Here is a 17,804-nt window from a genome sequence, read left to right on the forward strand (position 1 = left end):
CTTAGCGCGCGATCGCCCTTCGCACCTTCACCCCACCCAGCTTCTCTGGGTTCCGCATCGCATAGAAGTGGGTGATCAGACCGTCGGTGATCTCGACCGAGATCACGCCCTCCAGACCGTCGTCGAGGTACAGCACCAGCGCGGGCGCGCCGTTGTAGAAGGCCGGCTCGACCCGGCCGCCGTCGCCGGCGAAGCGGAGCAGGCCGAGGATGAGGCGGGCGACCTTGTCCGCGCCGGCGACCGGCCTGCGGGCGGCGCTCGCCTTTCCGTCGCTGTCGGCGGTCCAGACGACGTCCGGAGCCAGCATCGCGATGAGCGAGTCGACGTCACCCGTCGAGGCGGCCGCGAAGAACTGGGCGGTGATCTCCAGTGACTGCTTGGGGTTGGCTGGCTCGAACCGTTTGCGCCGGGACTGCACGTGCTCACGGGCGCGATGCGCCATCTGCCGCACCGCCGAGGTGGACTTGCCGAGCGTCTCGGCGATGTCGTCGTGGCCGAAGCCGAACACCTCGCGGAGCACGAACACTGCGCGTTCGTCGGGGCTGAGCGTCTCCAGCACCACCATCATCGCCATGGACACCGACTCGGCGAGCACCACGTCGGTCGACGCGTCGCCTGCGTCGACCAGCAGCGGCTCGGGCAGCCAGGGGCCGACGTACTCCTCGCGGCGTCGCGACTGCGCGCGCAGCGCGTTGAGCGCCTGCCGGGTGACGAGCTGCGCGAGATAGGCCTTCGTGTCGCGGACGCCGGCCAGGTCGACCTCGGCCCACCGCAGATAGCTCTCCTGCAGCACGTCATCGGATTCCGTTGCGCTGCCGAGTATTTCGTAGGCGATGGTGAACAGCAGCGGCCGCAGGCTGGTGAACCTGTCGGCGTGCTCGTCGGCGCTCACCTCACCTCCGCCGCCACCCGCTCGGCGCGCTTGCCGCCCTTGAGCCAGACGTACGAGCCGGGCTTGCGGGCTTCGACGCCGAGCTGCCAGACCGTGCCCTTGCAGACGGCCTCCTTGATGGTCGCCGCGGCCCGCCCGCCGATGAAGAGCGGCATGGGGCGGTCGTCCAGGTGCGCGACCTGGATGACGCCGGCCTTGCGGCCAAGGCTGACGCACTGGCCGGTGAAGGCCTGGTTCACCGCGGCGGGCACGTCGCCCGCGATACGGCTGAGCACGGTGTTGGCGGCCTGCGCGCCCAGCGGGATCGCGGCCTGGCAGCTCATCCGCAACGGCGCGTTCGACGGGGCGACCGCGTCACCGGCGCCCACGATGACGGGGTCGTCGACGCTGGTCAGCGTCTCGTCGGTGAGCAGCCGACCGATCTGGTCGGTGGCGAGACCGCTGCGCTTGGCGAGGTCTGGCACCCCGAAGCCCGCGGTCCAGATGGTGACGGCGCTCGGCAACTCGCGACCGTCGGCCAGCAGGACCGAATCCTCGCGGACCTCGGCCACCTTGGCGGCCGCGCCGTCGACGACGGTCACTCCGAGCTTGCGCAGGCGTTTGGTCACGGCGCGGCGGGTGGACTCGCTGAAGTACGGGCCGAGGACGCCGCCGCACACCAGCGTCACCGACCGACCCTGTTCGCCGAGTTCGGCGGCGACCTCGAGGCCCGTCGGACCCGCTCCGACGACCACCACCGGGGCGCCGGGGTGCACCGTCTCCATTGCCGCGCGCAGTGGTTGTGCGTGCTCCAATTCCGATATGGGATAAGCGAATTCGGCCGCTCCGGGAACCGTTAGGGCCGCCCCCGTGCTGCCGAGGGCGTAGACGAGGTAGTCGTAACCGATGGTGGTACCGGACGCCAGCGTCACCGTCCGGGAGTCCGAGTCGACGAGTTCGGCGGTGTCGACCAGCAGGCGGACGTCGGGGGACAGCACGTCGGCGAACTCCACCACGGCGTCGTCGGACCCGGTGATGAACTGGTGCAACCGGATCCGCTCGACGAACTGGGGTCTCGCGTTGACCAGGGTGACGGCGACGTCAGGGTCTATCAGGAGGTGGTTGGCGGCGATGACGCCGGCGTACCCGCCACCGACGACGACGACCTTCGTGGGCTCGTGTGTGTTCATGCCATCAAGACACCTCCGATCACCGAAGTGTGACATGACGTGACGCAGGTCACTCCACCTGATAGCGAGGGAAGACACCCTCCGGCTTCGGCAGCGCCGTCCCCGGCACCAGTCGTGTGCCGATGGCAGTGAAGTCGCGCTGGTCGGCGGGCTGCCCGAGCAGGTCGAGCAGCTTGGCGGCCGACTCCGGCATCACCGGCTGGATCAGCAGCGCCGCGATTCGCACCACCTCGAGCGTCGTGTAGAGCACGGTGCCGAAGCGCTCCTGGTCGGCCGCGGCGTCGGACTTGCGCAGCACCCACGGCTCCTGGCCGGAGAAGTACCGGTTGGCCGCGCCGAGCATGAGCCAGATCGACTCCAGCGCCAGATGCATCGCGGGCACGTCGAACTGCGCGCGGACCTGGTCGAGCAAGCCGTCGGCGAGGGCCAGCAACTCGCGATCCTCGGCGGTGAACTCACCATGCCTGGGTACCTGCGCGTCGAGGTTCTTGTTCACCATCGACAGCGACCGCTGGGCCAGGTTGCCCAGTTCGTTGGCGAGGTCGGCGTTGATCCGACCGATGATCGAATCCTCGCTGTAGCTGCCGTCCTGACCGAACGGCACCTGACGCAGCAGGAAGTAGCGCACCTGGTCCAGCCCGAAGGCGTCGACCAGCGCGAAGGGGTCGACGACGTTGCCGACCGACTTGCTCATCTTCTCGCCGCTGTTGAGCAGATGGCCGTGGGCGAAAACCCTTCGCGGAAGCTCGATTCCGGCCGACATCAGAAAGGCGGGCCAGTACACCGCGTGGAACCGGATGATGTCCTTGCCGATCATGTGCAGGTCGGCTGGCCAGTACTTTTCGAAGGACTCCGAGTCGGCGTCGGGATAGCCCGCGCCCGTCAGGTAGTTGGTCAACGCGTCGACCCACACGTACATGACGTGGTCGGGGTGGCCGGGAACGGGCACACCCCAGTCGAACGTGGTGCGGGAGATCGACAGGTCGCGAAGACCACCGGAGACGAAGCTGACGACCTCGTTGCGTCGCACGTCCGGCCCGATGAACTCCGGATGCGCCTCATAGTGCGCGAGCAACCTCTCGGTGTAGGCCGACAGTCGGAAGAAGTAGGTCTGCTCCTCGGTCCACGTGACGGTCGTGCCGGTTTCGGTCGAAATCTTGGCGCCGTCGGGGCCGTCCTCCAGCTCGTCATCGGTGAAGAAGCGCTCGTCGCGCACCGAGTACCAACCGGAATAGGAGTCGAGGTAGATGTCGCCGGCGTCGTTCATCGCGTTCCAGATGGCGATGGACGCCTCGACGTGGTCGGCGTCCGTGGTCCTGATGAACCGGTCGAACGAGATGCCCAGCTTCTCCTGCATGGCCTGGAAGGCATCGGAGTTCCTGCGGGCGAGCTCGGCGGTCGGAATGCCCTCGGTCGCCGCTGTCTGCGCCATCTTGAGGCCGTGCTCGTCGGTCCCGGTCAGGAATCTGACGTCGTAGCCGTCGAGACGCTTGAACCGGGCGATTGCGTCGGTCGAGATGTACTCGTAGGCGTGGCCGATGTGCGGCACGCCGTTCGGGTAGGCGATGGCGGTGGTGACGTAGTACGGCTCTCTCATTTGGACTCACCTTATTGTGTGGTGTGAGTTCTAGACGCGAGAGGCCGCCGGCGCCGGAACCGGTAGGCCCCCTGATCGACGCCCACACCCACCTCGACGCGTGCGGAGCCTCCGACGCCGACGACGTGCATGCGATCCTCGACAGGGCCGAGGCCGTGGGTGTGACGGCTGTCGTGACAATCGCCGACGATCTCGATTCGGCCCGCTGGGCCGTCGAGGCGGCGGACTGGGATTCCCGGGTGTACGCCGCGGTGGCCCTGCATCCGACGCGCGCCAACGCGCTGACCGACGCCGCCCGCGCCGAGCTCGAGGCCCTCGCCGCCCATCCCCGCGTCGTCGCGATCGGCGAGACGGGCATGGACCTCTACTGGCCCGGCAAGCTCGACGGCTGTGCCGAACCCGCCGAGCAACGGGAGGCGTTCGCCTGGCACGTCGACCTCGCCAAGCGCACCGGCAAGCCGCTGATGATCCACAACCGCGACGCCGACTCCGCCGTCCTCGACGTGTTAGCCGCGGAGGGTGCCCCGGAGACCGTGATCTTCCACTGCTTCTCCTCTGGACCCGACATGGCACGCACGTGCGTTGACGCCGGATGGCTGCTCAGCCTGTCGGGGACCGTGAGTTTCCGCAACGCCCACGCGCTGCGCGAGGCGGCCACGTTGATCCCGCCGGGGCAGCTTCTGGTCGAGACCGACGCGCCGTTCCTGACGCCGCATCCGTTCCGCGGAGCACCGAATGAGTCGTACTGCCTGCCGTACACCGTTCGGGCATTGGCCGAGGTCGTGGGGCGTCCGGCCGTCGACGTCGCCCGCGAGACAATGGAGAACGCGCGTCGGACCTACGGAATCAGTGGCTGACCGCGAGTTGCCGCCACCAGGGGACTTCGTTACCGTCCTGTGATAGAAGCGGTCGGCTCCGGACTCTCGTAGGCCGCCGACCCGATAGTCGGGAAAGTTACCGTTGAACTGCTTGCACAGACTTCATGAAGCGCGCTCGCCGCATCTGCGGCTCCTCGTCGCGACCTTGCTCGTCGCCCTGACGTTTGCCGGTGGATACGCCGTGTCCACCCACAAGACGGTCACGCTGACCGTGGACGGCAAGTCCACGACCGTCTCGACGATGAAGTCCCACGTGATCGACGTGGTGCAGGAAAACGGGTTCGAGGTCGGAGAACGCGACGACCTGTTTCCCGCGGCAAACGAGCCCGTCGAGCAGTCCGAGACGATCGTCTTGCGGAGGAGTCGTCCGCTGCAGATTTCGTTGGACGGTCGCGACAGTCGAGAGGTCTGGACGACGGCGTCGACCGTCCAAGGGGCGCTCGCTCAGCTGTCGATGACCGACACCGCGCCCGCGGCGGCGTCGCGGGGGAGTCGCGTCCCACTGGAGGGCATGTCGCTGCCGGTGGTGGGGGCGCGCACCGCGCAGATCGACGACGGCGGAGTGGTGCGGACGGTCCGCGTGGCCGCGGCGAACGTGGCGGGTTTCCTGGAGGCTGCGGGAGCCCCCCTGCAACAGAGCGACACCGTCGTTCCGGCGGCGAACTCACCGGTCAGCGACGGCATGCAGATTCACGTCACCAGGGTCCGCGTCACCAGGTCGACCGAGCGGGTGCCCTTGGCGCCCGTCAACGAGGTGGTCCAGGACGTGACCATGAACATGAGCAGGCAGGTCGTCGACGACCCGGGAACGCCCGGCGTTCAGGACGTGACTTTTGCCGTGGCGACGGTCAACGGGGTGGAGACGGGAAGGCTGCCAGTAGCCAATGTCGTCATCGTTCCGGCCGTAAACGGCAAGATTCGCGTCGGCGCCAAGCCCGGCACCGAGGTGCCCGAAGTGACTCAAGGTGAGACGTGGAATGCGCTTTCGCGATGTGAAGCCGGTGGTAATTGGGCTATAAACACCGGTAACGGTTTCTACGGTGGTGTCCAATTCGACCAAAACACATGGGAGCGCAACGGCGGTTTGCGGTATGCTCAGCGGGCTGATCTGGCTTCGAGAGAAGAGCAGATCGCGATTGCTGAGGTAACCCGGGCGCGCCAAGGTTGGGGAGCGTGGCCCACGTGTAGTGGAAGGTTGGGTGTGCGCTGACGATTCGGCTACTCGGGCGGACCGAGATAAGGCACTTGGCAAAGGAACTTGAGTTCCGGCCGCGGAAGGCGTTTGGACAGAACTTCGTCCACGACGCCAACACCGTTCGTCGCATCGTGTCGGCGTCGGGGGTGAACCGTAACGACGTGGTCCTCGAAGTGGGCCCAGGTCTCGGTTCGTTGACCCTTGCGCTCCTCGATCGTGGCTCGAAGGTGACCGCCGTCGAGATCGACCCCGTTCTTGCGCGTCAGCTCCCCAAGACCGTCGCAGACCATTCCCATAGCGAGATCAACAGGCTGGTGGTCCTGAACAAGGACATCCTCGACCTGGTGCCGTCGGACGTGGAGGATCAGCCGACAGCAGTCGTCGCGAACCTGCCCTACAACATCGCGGTGCCCGCACTGCTGCACCTGCTCGCGCAGTTCCCGACCATCCGGACCGTCATGGTGATGGTTCAGCTGGAGGTCGCCGAGCGCCTCGCCGCCGAGCCGGGTGGCAAGGACTACGGCGTACCCAGCGCGAAGGTGCGCTTCTACGGCAACGTCCGTCGCCACGGCACGGTCTCGCCGACGGTGTTCTGGCCGATCCCGCGCGTCTACTCCGGACTGGTCCGCATCGACCGCTATGAGACCTCGCCGTGGCCCGTCGAAGACGAGTTCCGCAACAAGGTCTTCGAGCTCATCGACATCGCGTTCGCGCAGCGTCGGAAGACGTCACGCAACGCGTTCGCAGAGTGGGCCGGTTCGGGTAACGAGTCCGCGGAGCGTCTGCTCTCGGCCAGCATCGACCCGGCTCGCCGCGGTGAGACGCTCGGCATCGCCGACTTCGTTCGACTGCTTCAGCGGTCGGGCCAGGTCGAGTCAGCGCCTCGGCAGCCGAACGTCCGCGTGTACTAAGCGCCTGAGCGCTCAGCACACGCGGACGGTGTCCCGCCGTCAGCCCTTGTCTTCGTCCTTCTTCGTCTTGGCCGCTTCGCGTGCCCTGGCGTCCTTGGCCAGGAACTCGTCCTGCAGTGGGGTCTCCGCGTAGATCGGGTAGTTGCCCGTGATCCCGACGCGTTCCTGTGCGACCGCCAGCACCCGGCCGCGCACGGCGTACCAACCGCCGATGAGCGCGGGCACGATGATCACCAATGCGATTGCGTTCCAGTAGTTCTCGATGCACATCAGCAGGGTGACCGCGGCCAGGAACAGCAGCGTGGCGTAGCTGGTGTACGGCGTGCCGAACAGCCGGAAGCTCGGGCGCTCCAGGATGCCCTTCTGCGACCAGCGGTACAGCTGGATCTGGCAGATGACGATCGTGGCCCACGACGCGATGATGCCAAGCGCCGACAGGTCGAGCGCGATGTTGAAGGCCTCCGCCGGCACCACCAGGTTGAGGAAGACGCCGACGACGGTGAAGCACGCCGTCAGCGCGATACCCGCCCACGGGACGCCCTTCTTGGACATCTTGGCGGTGAACTTCGGTGCGCTGCCGTTCATCGACATCGACCGCAGGATGCGGCCGGTCGAGTACAGCCCGGCGTTGAGACTCGACAACGCCGCCGTCAGGACGACGAAGTTCATGATGTCGCCCGCGGCAGGCACGCCGATGCTGGAGAAGAACGTCACGAACGGGCTGGTGCCCTGCTTGTACGAGGTGTACGGCAGCAGCAGCGCCAGCAGGATCAGCGAGCCGACGTAGAAGATGGCGATGCGGAAGATGACGGAGTTGATGGCGCGCGGCATGATCTTGGCCGGGTTCTCGGTCTCACCCGCTGCCGTGCCGACCAATTCGACTGCGGCGTAGGCGAAGATCACGCCCGAGGTGATGACGACCAGGGCCAGGAGGCCGTTGGGGAGAAGGCCGCCGTTGTCGGTGATCACCGACGGGCCGGTGGTGGCGCCCTCGACCTTGAAGCGGCCCGCCAGGAAGACGATGCCGACGATGAGGAAGGTGACGAGTGCGATGACCTTGATCAGCGCCGCCCAGAACTCCATCTCGCCGAACCACTTGACCGAGATCATGTTGATGGTCAGCACGATCACCAGAGCGATCAGCGCGATCAGCCACTGCGGTATCGCTCCGAAGGTGCCCCAATAGTGCATGTAGAGCGCGATGGCGGTGACGTCGACGATCGACGTGCACGCCCAGTTGAAGAAGTACATCCAGCCGGCGACGTATGCGGCCTTCTCACCGAGGAATTCGCGGGCGTAGGACACGAACGAGCCGGATGATGGGCGATGGAGTACCAGTTCGCCGAGGGCTCGCAGGATGAAGAAGACGAACACGCCGCAGATGGCGTAGACGATGAACAGGCCCGGTCCGGCGCTGGCGAGCCGGCCGCCGGCCCCCATGAACAGGCCAGTGCCGATCGCGCCACCGATGGCGATCATCTGTACCTGTCGGGGTTTGAGCCCCTTCTCGTAGCCCTCTTCTTCATGTGCGAGCGCTGAATTGTCGTATGCGCTCTGAGGTTCGGTGGTCATTGGTCGAAGCTAGCCGCACCTGGGCGCGCGCGTTGCAGAGAGGGGTAAAAATTTTGTTACGGAAAGTACTCATTCCGGTTGGGTGGGTTCACCCAATCGCCCGCGTGATCAGCGAAATGAACTCCGAGCAGGTCTGATACCGAAGGTCGGGCGATTTGGCCATCGCCTTCGCGAGGATCGAGTCGAAGGCCCGCGGCACCCAGTCGAGGTGTCTGGAGTACTTCGGCACCGGGCTGTTCAGGTGTGCGTCGACCAGGGCCATCGACGTGTGGGCGTTGAACGGCGGTGACCCCGTGAGGAGTTCGACGGCCGTGCAGGCCAGGGCGTATTCGTCGGAGGCGGCCGACGGTGGATGTCCGTGCAGCACCTCGGGTGCCGCGTACGGCAACGACGCCTCGACGTGCGTCAACCGGTGTTTTGCGTCCTCGGCGAGTGAGCGGGCGATGCCGAAGTCGGTGAGGATAGCCCCGCCGCCGGAAAATGGCTTGGCGACAAGGATGTTCGACGGCTTGACGTCACAATGCACGACGCCGAGGCCGTGGACGTGGTCAAGGGCGCCCGCGATCTGGGCCAGTGCGGTGAGGCGAAGATCCCTGCCTGGCAGGTTGGTTGCCGTGCCACCGGCGATCAGTTGCATGGAGAGCCAACCGGGGCCGCGCTCGTACATGGTGACGACGTGGGGGTGAGCGGTGCGCCTCGCGAACTCGAATTCGCGTTGCAGCCGTGTCAGGTTGAACGCGTCGCGGTGGTGTTCGTCGAGCACCTTGAGCGCGACGGGTCCGCCCAGGCCGTCGGCGTGGTGCGCCTGGTACACCGTGGCGGTCCCACCGTGACCGATCACGCCGTCGATCACGTAATCCCCGAAGGCGTCCATTGGTGTCAGCATTCTCGCAGAATGCGGCGCAACTGGGGGATCTCGTCACTTCCTTTCTCGTCGCGGCCGGGCTTCGTTACTGTCGGTGCGTGCCCCAGTCCGACGCAGCTGCCGAATGGGTGTCGACGGGGTCGGTGACGGTACGCGTGCCCGGCAAGGTCAACCTGTACCTCGCCGTCGGCGATCTGCGCGAGGACGGCTATCACGAACTGACGACGGTGTTCCATGCCGTGTCCCTCTTCGACGAGATCACGGTGCGCAATGCCGACGTGCTGTCCCTGGAGCTCTCGGGGGAGGGCAGCGACGAGGACGGGGCGTCGCTGCCGCTTGACCACCGCAATCTGGCGTGGCGTGCCGCCGAGTTGATGGCTTCCCACGTCGGACGGGAACCGGACGTGGCCATCGCCATGGAGAAGTCGATCCCCGTCGCGGGTGGGATGGCGGGTGGCAGCGCCGACGCCGCGGCCGTCCTGGTTGCGATGAACGCGCTGTGGGAGTTGGGCGTGCCGCGTCGAGACCTGCACGCGTTGGGTGCCGAACTCGGCAGCGACGTGCCGTTCGCGTTGCACGGCGGGACCGCGCTGGGCACCGGTCGCGGTGAACAGTTGGCAACGGTCTTGTCCCGCAACACCTTTCACTGGGTGTTGGCCTTCGCCGACGGCGGCCTGTCCACCCCGAAGGTGTTCGCCGAGATCGACCGGCTGAGGGCCGACGACACCAAGACCCAACCCGCCAGGCTCGAGGATCCGGAACCGCTGCTTGCCGCGCTGGCCTCGGGCGACCCGTACGAGCTGGCCCCCCTGCTCGGCAACGACCTGCAGCCCGCGGCGCTGAACCTCGACGCCAGGCTGCGCAGGACGCTGCACGCGGGCGTCGACGCGGGGGCGTTGGCGGGAATCGTCTCCGGTTCGGGGCCGACGTGCGCCTTCCTGTGTCCGACGGCCGCGGCCGCGGTCGACGTCGGCGTCCAGCTGGCCGGGGCCGGAGTGTGCCGGACGGTGCGGGCGGCGAGTGGTCCGGTGCACGGTGCCAGAGTGGTTCCGGCGTCCCCGAAGACGGTGTGACCCACGCCTCAATCGAGCCATAAGTTTGTTAGTTACTTAAGAGTCTCTTAAGATGATCGGCGGTGACAACGAGCGGTTTCACGTGCGGCGCGACGACGGCCCCCACCGTAATCTTCGGTGGGCGATCCAGCAGCGGCGACGCCGACCCGGCCCAGCCCGTCGGAGCAAACTTCACCGCACCCATTTCGAGACGTAATCGCACCCCAATCGTGTGCACGTTCCTCGCGGAACGCGCGCGCGAACGGGTGGAACATGGAACAGCGCGCGTTGGCTTCACGCCAAACACTGGGGCCCACGGCGGGCTCCCCAGATCCAGGAGGTTGTCGTGAGCAGGTTTACCGACAAGATGTACCGCAATGCTCGCGAGAGCCTCAGGGGCATGGTCACCGGCGAACCGCACGAGCCGGTGCGGCACACCTGGGGTGAGGTCCACGAACGCGCACGTCGCATCGCCGGCGGGCTGGCTGCGGCCGGCGTCGGCCCCGGGGACGCCGTCGGCGTACTGGCCGGCTACCCCGTCGAGATCGCTCCGACGGCGCAGGCGCTCTGGATGCGCGGCGCCAGCCTCACGATGCTGCACCAGCCGACGCCCCGTACCGACCTCGTCGTGTGGGCGCAGGACACGATGAACGTGATCGGGATGATCGAGGCGAAGGCCGTCATCGTCTCCGACCCGTTCCTCGTTGCCATCCCGGTGCTCGAGGAAAAGGGTGTGAAGGTCCTCGTCGTCGGCGAACTGCTGAAGGCCGAGCCGATCGACCCCGTCGAGACCGACGAGGACGACCTCGCGCTGATGCAGCTGACGTCCGGCTCGACCGGCTCTCCTAAAGCCGTCCAGATCACGCACCGCAACATCCACTCCAACGCCGAGGCGATGTTCATCGGCGCCGAGTACGACGTCACCAAGGACGTCATGGTCAGCTGGCTGCCCTGCTTCCACGACATGGGCATGGTCGGCTTCCTGACGATCCCCATGTACTTCGGGGCCGAGCTGGTCAAGGTCACGCCGATGGACTTCCTGCGCGACACGCTGCTGTGGGCCAAGTTGATCGACAAGTACAAGGGCACCATGACCGCGGCGCCCAACTTCGCCTACGCGCTGTTCGCCAAGCGGCTACGCAACCAGGCCGAGCCGGGCCAGTTCGACCTGTCGACGCTGCGGTTCGCGCTGTCGGGCGCCGAGCCCGTCGAGCCCGCCGACGTCGAGGACCTGCTGGACGCGGGCAAGCCGTTCGGGCTTAGCCCCAAGGCGATCCTGCCGGCGTACGGCATGGCCGAGACGACGCTGGCGGTGTCGTTCTCCGAGTGCGGTGCCGGCCTGGTGGTCGACGAGGTCGACGCCGACCTGCTGGCCGCGCTGCGACGCGCGGTGCCGTCCACCAAGGGCAACACCCGGCGGTTGGCCTCGCTCGGCCCGCTGCTGCGTGACCTCGAGGCCCGGGTCGTCGACGAGCACGGCGAGATCATGCCCGCACGCGGCGTCGGCGTCATCGAGCTTCGCGGCGAGTCCCTGACCCCCGGTTACATCACCATGGGTGGCTTCCTGCCCGCGCAGGACCAGCACGGCTGGTACGACACCGGCGACCTCGGCTACCAGATGGAGAACGGCCACATCGTCGTGTGTGGTCGTGTCAAGGACGTCATCATCATGGCGGGCCGCAACATCTACCCGACCGACATCGAGCGGGCCGCTGGCCGCGTCAAGGGCGTCCGGCCGGGTTGCGCCGTCGCCGTCCGACTCGACGCCGGCCACTCACGCGAGACGTTCGCCGTCGCGGTGGAGTCCAACGCCTGGGAGGACCCGGTCGAGGTGCGTCGCATCGAGCACCAGGTCGCCCACGAGGTCGTCACCGAGGTCGACGTCCGGCCCCGCAACGTCGTGGTCCTCGGCCCCGGCACCATCCCGAAGACGCCGTCGGGCAAGCTGCGCCGCGCCAACTCGGTCTCGCTGGTCACCTAGCTCCACCCTCCCCACCCGCGACACCCTCACCACCCGCGAGCGTGCGTGTCTGAGGGCGACACGCCGCGGGATTTCGGGAGTTTTCGCACGTTCGTCGCGGCGTCAGGAGCGACGAACGTGACGCGCGCCCACCTAGGTCGACGCGCGTCACTGCCGCGGCTCAGACGATGCTGCTACCCGCAGGCACCCGCTTGATGACCGTGATGCTTCCGGTCACGTTGCCATCCGCGTCCGTCGTCGTTGCCGCGGCGTAGATGCGGCCGTCGTTTCCTACCAGGATGTTCCCCGGGTGTTCGACGTCGATCGTCTGGGTGCTGCCGTCCGGGCTGACCACCAGGATCCCGTCGAACGCTGTCGAGACGTAGATCGTCCCGTTCGGCGCAACCGCGACTGCATTCGGGTAGTCGACGTCGACGTCGAGGGTTCCGAGTGGGGTGCCGCTACTCGAGTACCTGAGAATGCTCAAGGTGTCGTCACCGCTCTGCTGGGTGGTGACGACGTACGCCGTCCCGTCCGGACCGATCGACACGCTGACGGTTGGAGTCGGCAAATCGACCGCCCAGGCAGTCGTGCCATTTGCGTTCAGCGCGACCAGCTTTCCCGAGCGAGTGGCCTGCACGGAACTCGTCACGTAGACGCGCCCGTTGCCGTCCAAGGCGATGCCCGTCACCGACGGCAACCCGGTCGCGAACACCGTGGACGTGGTGGGGTCGTCGAGATCGAAGATCCTCACCGCTCCGCCGGCGAAATCCGTGACCAATGCCTTGCCGTCCGACCTCACCACGACACCCGCTGACGGGAATCCGATGTCGGTCGTCGCGTAGCTTCCGTTCGGCTGCAAGACGTTGAGCGTCCCGGTGATCGGGTTCGTCGGATCGACACCCGTGGCGACCAGTCGACCGTCGGCGGTAGTCGCGAGGCCGTAGGGCACGAAGGCGACGCTAGTGGTGCTCGTCTGATATTCGAGGTCGCCGTCGTAGACCGGCTCGACCCACGCTTCCATTTCGATGGACTTGACGCTGGAGCCGTATGAGCCCGTGATGGTGAATGTGGCCGATGTGTCGTCGCCCGAGGTTGCGGCGGCGAGGCGCGCCGCCTCCGTCGGGGTGAAGACCCATTCTCCCGTAACGGAGTTCACCGCCACCGTACCCAGCGTCGGGTCGGCGGGCTTCGTCACCGCGTAGGTGTAGCGGTGACCGGGATCGATCGCCAGCAGCACGCCGTGCACGGCACCGGTCTCATAGTCGACCTCGCCGTACTGGTAGTCGCCCTGCCACGGTTGGACCAGCTCGATCTGATTGGCGGTGTTGGCGAACGCGTCTGTGCCCCAGAGCTTTCCGCCAGCCGCAAACGTCAGCCCAAGCCAGCCCTTGCTCTCGAGGGAGATCGGTGCCGTCACGCTGAGATCGGGGTTGACGATTTTGAGGAAGCCGGCAGACGGGGCGCCCGACGAGTCGATTGCCACGGTCGAGACGTACGCACGACCGGCGGAGTCGACGGCCACGCCGTACGCCGCGGAGCCGAGGTCCACGGTCTTGCGAGACCCGTTCGAGCTGATGATGACCAGGGACCCGGTGGACCCGTTCACAGCGGACGCGGTCGCGTACAGCTTGTTTCCCGGCCCGGTGGCCAGACCGGCGACCACACCGTCGACGGCGTAGGTCTTGGTGACGGCGCCGGTAGCGCCGAGGACGCTGATCGTGCTCTTGCCCGTCGCGAAGTTGGTGCTCGACACGTTGAGCTTGCCTGCGCCGTCGACCGCAATCGCCAGCGCGCCGTTCGGTAACGTCGCGAACAGCGTCGCCGCGCCGGTGGCGGGATCGACGCGCCACACCTGGCCGCCGGTGGTGTTGAGCCCCGTCGTCACGGAAGTGGTCGTGTAGACCGCACCGTCCTTGCCGATGACGACGCCGAAGGTCGGATTGCCGTCGAGATCAACGGTGCCCGTCGAGCCGTCGGGCCGCAGCACGCTGAGACCGCCGTCGCCCGAAATCTGCCCGTAGTGCGACACATAGATGGTGCCGTTCGCAGCGACCGCGATGCCTGCGGGTTGGCCGGCTTGGAGATCACGAATGTCGTTGTAGGAGAGGACCGCACCGGGGTCGACGGGCGCGACGACCTTGATCTCGGTCGTGCCGCCCTTGCCGTCCGACGCCACGATGGAGAAGTTCGCGGTGTCGGGGGCCGAGGTGAAGAACGCGTTGAAACGCGCCTGGCCCGACGGCTTGAAGGCCCACTGGCCCGTCTGGGCGTCGACGACGATCTCGCCGGCCGCCGAGGGCGACTTCAACCCGTAGGTGAGGGTGTCGCCGTCGGGGTCCGTCGCGTGCGCGGTCCCGGTGACGACCGCCTGATCGCCGCCCGGCGCACTGATCGTCGATGTCCCGGTCGTCGGCGCCACGTTGGGCGCGATGTTGACCTTGACCGAGGTGGTCGTGGTGCCGCCGTGGCCGTCGAGGATCGTGATGGTGAAGGTGTCGGTCTTGGTGGCCGCGCTGGCGTTGGCGGCGCCTGCTGCCAAGCGGGCCGCTGCCGTCGGGGTGAAGAGGAACGAGTCGGTGGCACTGTCGTAGCTGATGGTGCCCTTCTTCGTCGTCGCGGGACCGGTCAGGGTGAAGTCGTCGCCGTCGTGGTCGACTGCCGTGATGGTGCCGACGACCGATCCGTTCGAATTCGGTTGTGCGACAGATGCGCTCGCGCCGGTGGGCTTGGCGTTGGCCGGCGCGATCTTGACGGTCACCGTCACGGTGACCGGGGCGCCGTGGCCGTCGGCGACCGTGACGGTGAAGCTGTCGGTCTTGTCGGCGGTGCTCGCACCGGTCGCTGCGGCGGCATGCCTGGCTGCCGCAGTGGGCGTGTAGACGAACTTGCCCTTGGCGTCGACGGTGACCGTGCCGCCCTTGAGGGTGGTGCCGCCGGGGCCCGTGTAGGTCAGGACGTCCTTGTCCTTGTCGGTGCCGACCACGGTTCCGGTGGCGACGCCCGTCGTCGAATTGGGTGTTCCGACAGTGGTCTTCACCGTTGGGGCGACGTTGGCGCCCAGGATGTTCACCGTGATCGTCGTGGTGACGATGCCGCGGCGACCGTCGTCGACGGTGACGGTGAACGTGTCGGTCTTGTCTGCCGTCGTGGCGGTCAAGGCGGACGCGGCATGCCGCGCGGCGGCAGTGGGCGTGTAGGTGAACGACCCCGTATAGGCGTTGAGCACCAGGGTGCCCTTGGCGGGAGCGCCGGTGGTGGTGTACTTCAGCGGGTCGCCGTTGGTGTCGTCGCCGCCGACGGCGCCGGTGACGACGCCGTTGGTCCCCGGCGTGCTGACTGTCGGCGTCACGATCGGGAAGGTGTTGGCCGGGACCAGCGAAATGACCTGCAGGCCTTGGTCGCTGCCGTAGTACAGCTCCATGCCGTCGGGAGACATGGTGATGCCGGGGTAGTAGTCGACGGTGGTCCCGTCGGTGTTCGCCGCGGCGAGTTGGGTGTAGGTGCCGCTGGCGGTCTCGAAGGCGATTACCTGGTTGGTCTCGGTGTCGACGGCGAACAACAGGGTGCCGTCCTTGTTGACGATGAGGCTGCCCACGGTGTCCGAGGCGGTGTCGATGGTGCCGACGACGGTGTCGGTCTTGGTGGCGATCACCAGGATCTGTCCGGCGTCGGCGTCGTTGACGTAGAGCTTGGTCCCGTCTGGGCTCATGGCGAAGTTGGTGTAGTACTCGCCGGTCCTGATGAGCTTCGCGGTCGTGGCGGTCGACGAGAAGGAGTACAGCCCGCTGAGCGGAATCGCATCGGGATCGTCGGTGGCAAGATCGGCGATGACGTAGATCTTCTTGCCGTCCGGCGTCACCGCGACGTCGTAGAACTGATCCTGCGCCCCAGGCAGTTTCACGGTGCCGGTGACCTTGTTCGTGGCGGTGGACACCTTGGTGACCACCGGATTCCACACGTCGGCCTTGGCGTCGTACAGCGCGCCGGTGGCGTAGAGGGTCTTGCCGTCGGGGGACACGGTCACCGTCAGCGGGTAACGGGTCGCGCCGAAGTCGATCTGCGAGGTGGTGGGTTGCAGGGTGGTGGTGTCGATGACGGTGATCAGATTGGTGGTGTCATCCACCACGTAGAGCTTCTTTCCGTCGCGACTGACCGCCGACGAGGTCGGGGCGTTGTCGAAGGCGATGGTGCCCAGCTTGGTGCGGTTGATCGTGTCGATGACGGTGATGGTGTGGTCGTCGGTATTGGTGACGTAGGCACGGGTGTTGGTGACGATCACCCCCGTCGATCCGTTGCCCCCGTCAACCGTGGCGACGTCGGCGATCTGCGTGGGACTGATCGGGACGTTGACGGTGGTGACGACCTTGTTGGCCGCGACGCCGTCGGAGACGGTGAAGGTGAACGCGGCAGTGGTCTTGGTCGAATCCAGTTGCGCCAGAACGCGTTGTGCCGCGGTCGGGGTGTAGGTGAAGGTACCGGCGGTCTTGTTGAACACCAGTTTGCCCTGATTCGGGGGCGCAGTCAGGGTGTAGGTGAGCTTCTTGCCCTCGGGGTCCATGGCGCTGATGTCGCCGGAAATGGTGCCGGTGACGGGATCGGGTGCGCTGTAGTTGACGGGGCTATCGGGAACGGGGTACGTCGGGGGCAGGTTCACCGCGGCCGCGGCCGCGGCGGCTCGTGCGGCCTGGCTGGTGGTCAGCGCGGCTGCGGTGTTCGCGGGCATGTCGCCGGTGAGCAGCGAGCCGAGTTCGCGGCGGGCAGCGGCCAGCATGACCCACATGCCGGGAGACGGCGCAGGGGTACCGGTTCCGCCGGACGCGCCGAACGTGTCGGCCAAGGCAGAGAGGATCCCGTCGGCGACCTTGCTCAGGGTCGGTGGCGCGGAGGCCACGGCTTCGGCCGGACTGGGTGCGACGTGCGCCGGTAATTTCGGCGTGGTGGTCGTGATCGAGGCGACGGACGCGGCGGACGGCGCCGCCGTGGTGGGTGACTCCGTGGCGGGCGTCGCTGCAGAGGATGAGGACGAGGCCGTCGCGGTCTTCGTGCCTGAAGCGCTCGACGTCGACGTGTCCTTCGGTGAGCCTGCCTCGTCCGAATCATGGCTTGCCGCTGGGGTCTTCGACGACTTCTTCTTGGGTTTCGGCGTCTTCTTCGGCGTCGAGGTCGCCGGGGAAGGTGCGCTGGTCGACGGTGAGGTTGACTCCGACCCGGTGCCGGTTGTCGGCGAGCTGCCCGTCGAGGGATCACCCGAGGTCGAGCCGCTCGAGGGTGTCCCCCCGGTTGCGGAACCGGTGTCTGAGGACCCGGCGCTCGACGGGCCCGAGTTCGATGCCGAGTCCGAATTCGAATCCGAACCCGAATTCGAATCCGACGACGAACCCGAATTCGTCGGCTCCGCCCAGACCGGGGCGGAGGCTATCGCCGACCCCACGCCCAGCGCCACGGCCAACGCCCCGACCCGGCCTACGTACTTCGAACAACCCATGACGAATCCCCCCCATAGAACGAAACTTCCCCCCGGAAGTCCGAAGTCCGCCGCTGGACGCAGCCGTCGGCCCTCGCGGGTCGACGGGATGTCAGCGGTCCGATCGTGGAACGGGCCCGCTCATGCGGTCCTAGCAGCAAACGTGGCCAGATCGTAGCAACGGTTGCGCGAATTTGGGGTCGCAAACGAGCGGATTTCTTTCGAGCCCGTAAATTTCCCGCGAAT

12 protein-coding genes are annotated in these 17,804 nt (G+C 67.0%); 6 read left to right on the plus strand and 6 right to left on the minus strand.

Going from position 1 to position 17,804, the window contains the following annotated elements; all coding sequences use genetic code 11:
• Position 1: 1 nt before the first annotated feature.
• The 3 genes from ASD37_RS26505 to metG are packed head-to-tail and all read right to left on the minus strand — an operon-like array spanning position 2 to position 3,658.
• Entirely contained in the window at positions 2-892 is an 891-nt protein-coding gene (locus ASD37_RS26505) for an RNA polymerase sigma-70 factor (protein ID WP_056558825.1), read from the minus strand.
• Entirely contained in the window at positions 889-2,061 is a 1,173-nt protein-coding gene (locus tag ASD37_RS26510; protein WP_056558828.1) for an NAD(P)/FAD-dependent oxidoreductase, read from the minus strand. The genes ASD37_RS26505 and ASD37_RS26510 overlap by 4 nt, the downstream gene beginning before the upstream one ends.
• A 49-nt stretch (positions 2,062-2,110) precedes the next feature.
• Entirely contained in the window at positions 2,111-3,658 is a 1,548-nt protein-coding gene (gene metG, locus ASD37_RS26515) for a methionine--tRNA ligase (RefSeq protein WP_056558831.1), read from the minus strand.
• 14 nt (positions 3,659-3,672) lie between these two features.
• On the opposite strand from metG, the gene ASD37_RS26520 reads away from it, so the two are divergent.
• From ASD37_RS26520 to rsmA, 3 genes are all read left to right on the plus strand, one after another.
• Positions 3,673-4,515 (plus strand): TatD family hydrolase, encoded by an 843-nt coding sequence (locus ASD37_RS26520; protein ID WP_056558834.1) that lies wholly within the window; start codon positions 3,673-3,675, stop codon positions 4,513-4,515.
• Positions 4,516-4,618: 103 nt separating this feature from the next.
• Positions 4,619-5,746, plus strand: coding sequence for a resuscitation-promoting factor (locus tag ASD37_RS26525; RefSeq protein ID WP_056558836.1), 1,128 nt, complete (start codon positions 4,619-4,621; stop codon positions 5,744-5,746).
• A complete protein-coding gene (rsmA, locus tag ASD37_RS26530; RefSeq protein ID WP_056558839.1) occupies positions 5,743-6,642 on the plus strand; it encodes a 16S rRNA (adenine(1518)-N(6)/adenine(1519)-N(6))-dimethyltransferase RsmA in 900 nt (299 codons plus the stop codon). Before ASD37_RS26525 ends, rsmA begins: the two co-directional genes overlap by 4 nt.
• 39 nt (positions 6,643-6,681) lie before the next feature.
• Here the strand turns inward: rsmA and ASD37_RS26535 are convergent, their stop codons facing one another.
• A complete protein-coding gene (locus ASD37_RS26535) occupies positions 6,682-8,214 on the minus strand; it encodes an amino acid permease (protein WP_056558842.1) in 1,533 nt (510 codons plus the stop codon).
• Positions 8,215-8,302: 88 nt separating this feature from the next.
• Positions 8,303-9,100 (minus strand): serine/threonine-protein kinase, encoded by a 798-nt coding sequence (locus ASD37_RS26540; protein ID WP_056558845.1) that lies wholly within the window; start codon positions 9,098-9,100, stop codon positions 8,303-8,305.
• 77 nt (positions 9,101-9,177) lie between these two features.
• On the opposite strand from ASD37_RS26540, the gene ASD37_RS26545 reads away from it, so the two are divergent.
• Positions 9,178-10,152 (plus strand): 4-(cytidine 5'-diphospho)-2-C-methyl-D-erythritol kinase, encoded by a 975-nt coding sequence (locus ASD37_RS26545; RefSeq protein WP_056558848.1) that lies wholly within the window; start codon positions 9,178-9,180, stop codon positions 10,150-10,152.
• A gap of 325 nt (positions 10,153-10,477) precedes the next feature.
• Entirely contained in the window at positions 10,478-12,112 is a 1,635-nt protein-coding gene (locus ASD37_RS26550) for a fatty acyl-AMP ligase (protein WP_056558851.1), read from the plus strand.
• Between the two features lie 160 nt (positions 12,113-12,272).
• Here the strand turns inward: ASD37_RS26550 and ASD37_RS26555 are convergent, their stop codons facing one another.
• Positions 12,273-16,874 carry a VCBS domain-containing protein gene (locus ASD37_RS26555; protein WP_156721123.1) on the minus strand — a complete coding sequence of 1,534 codons (4,602 nt, stop codon included), beginning with the start codon at positions 16,872-16,874 and terminating at the stop codon, positions 12,273-12,275.
• Here ASD37_RS26555 and ASD37_RS26560 point away from each other — a divergent pair.
• Positions 16,873-17,736 carry a hypothetical protein gene (locus ASD37_RS26560; protein ID WP_156721124.1) on the plus strand — a complete coding sequence of 288 codons (864 nt, stop codon included), beginning with the start codon at positions 16,873-16,875 and terminating at the stop codon, positions 17,734-17,736. The genes ASD37_RS26555 and ASD37_RS26560 overlap by 2 nt on opposite strands.
• Positions 17,737-17,804: the final 68 nt, after the last annotated feature.

The organism is Mycobacterium sp. Root135 (assembly GCF_001426545.1).
Lineage (GTDB): Bacteria > Actinomycetota > Actinomycetes > Mycobacteriales > Mycobacteriaceae > Mycobacterium.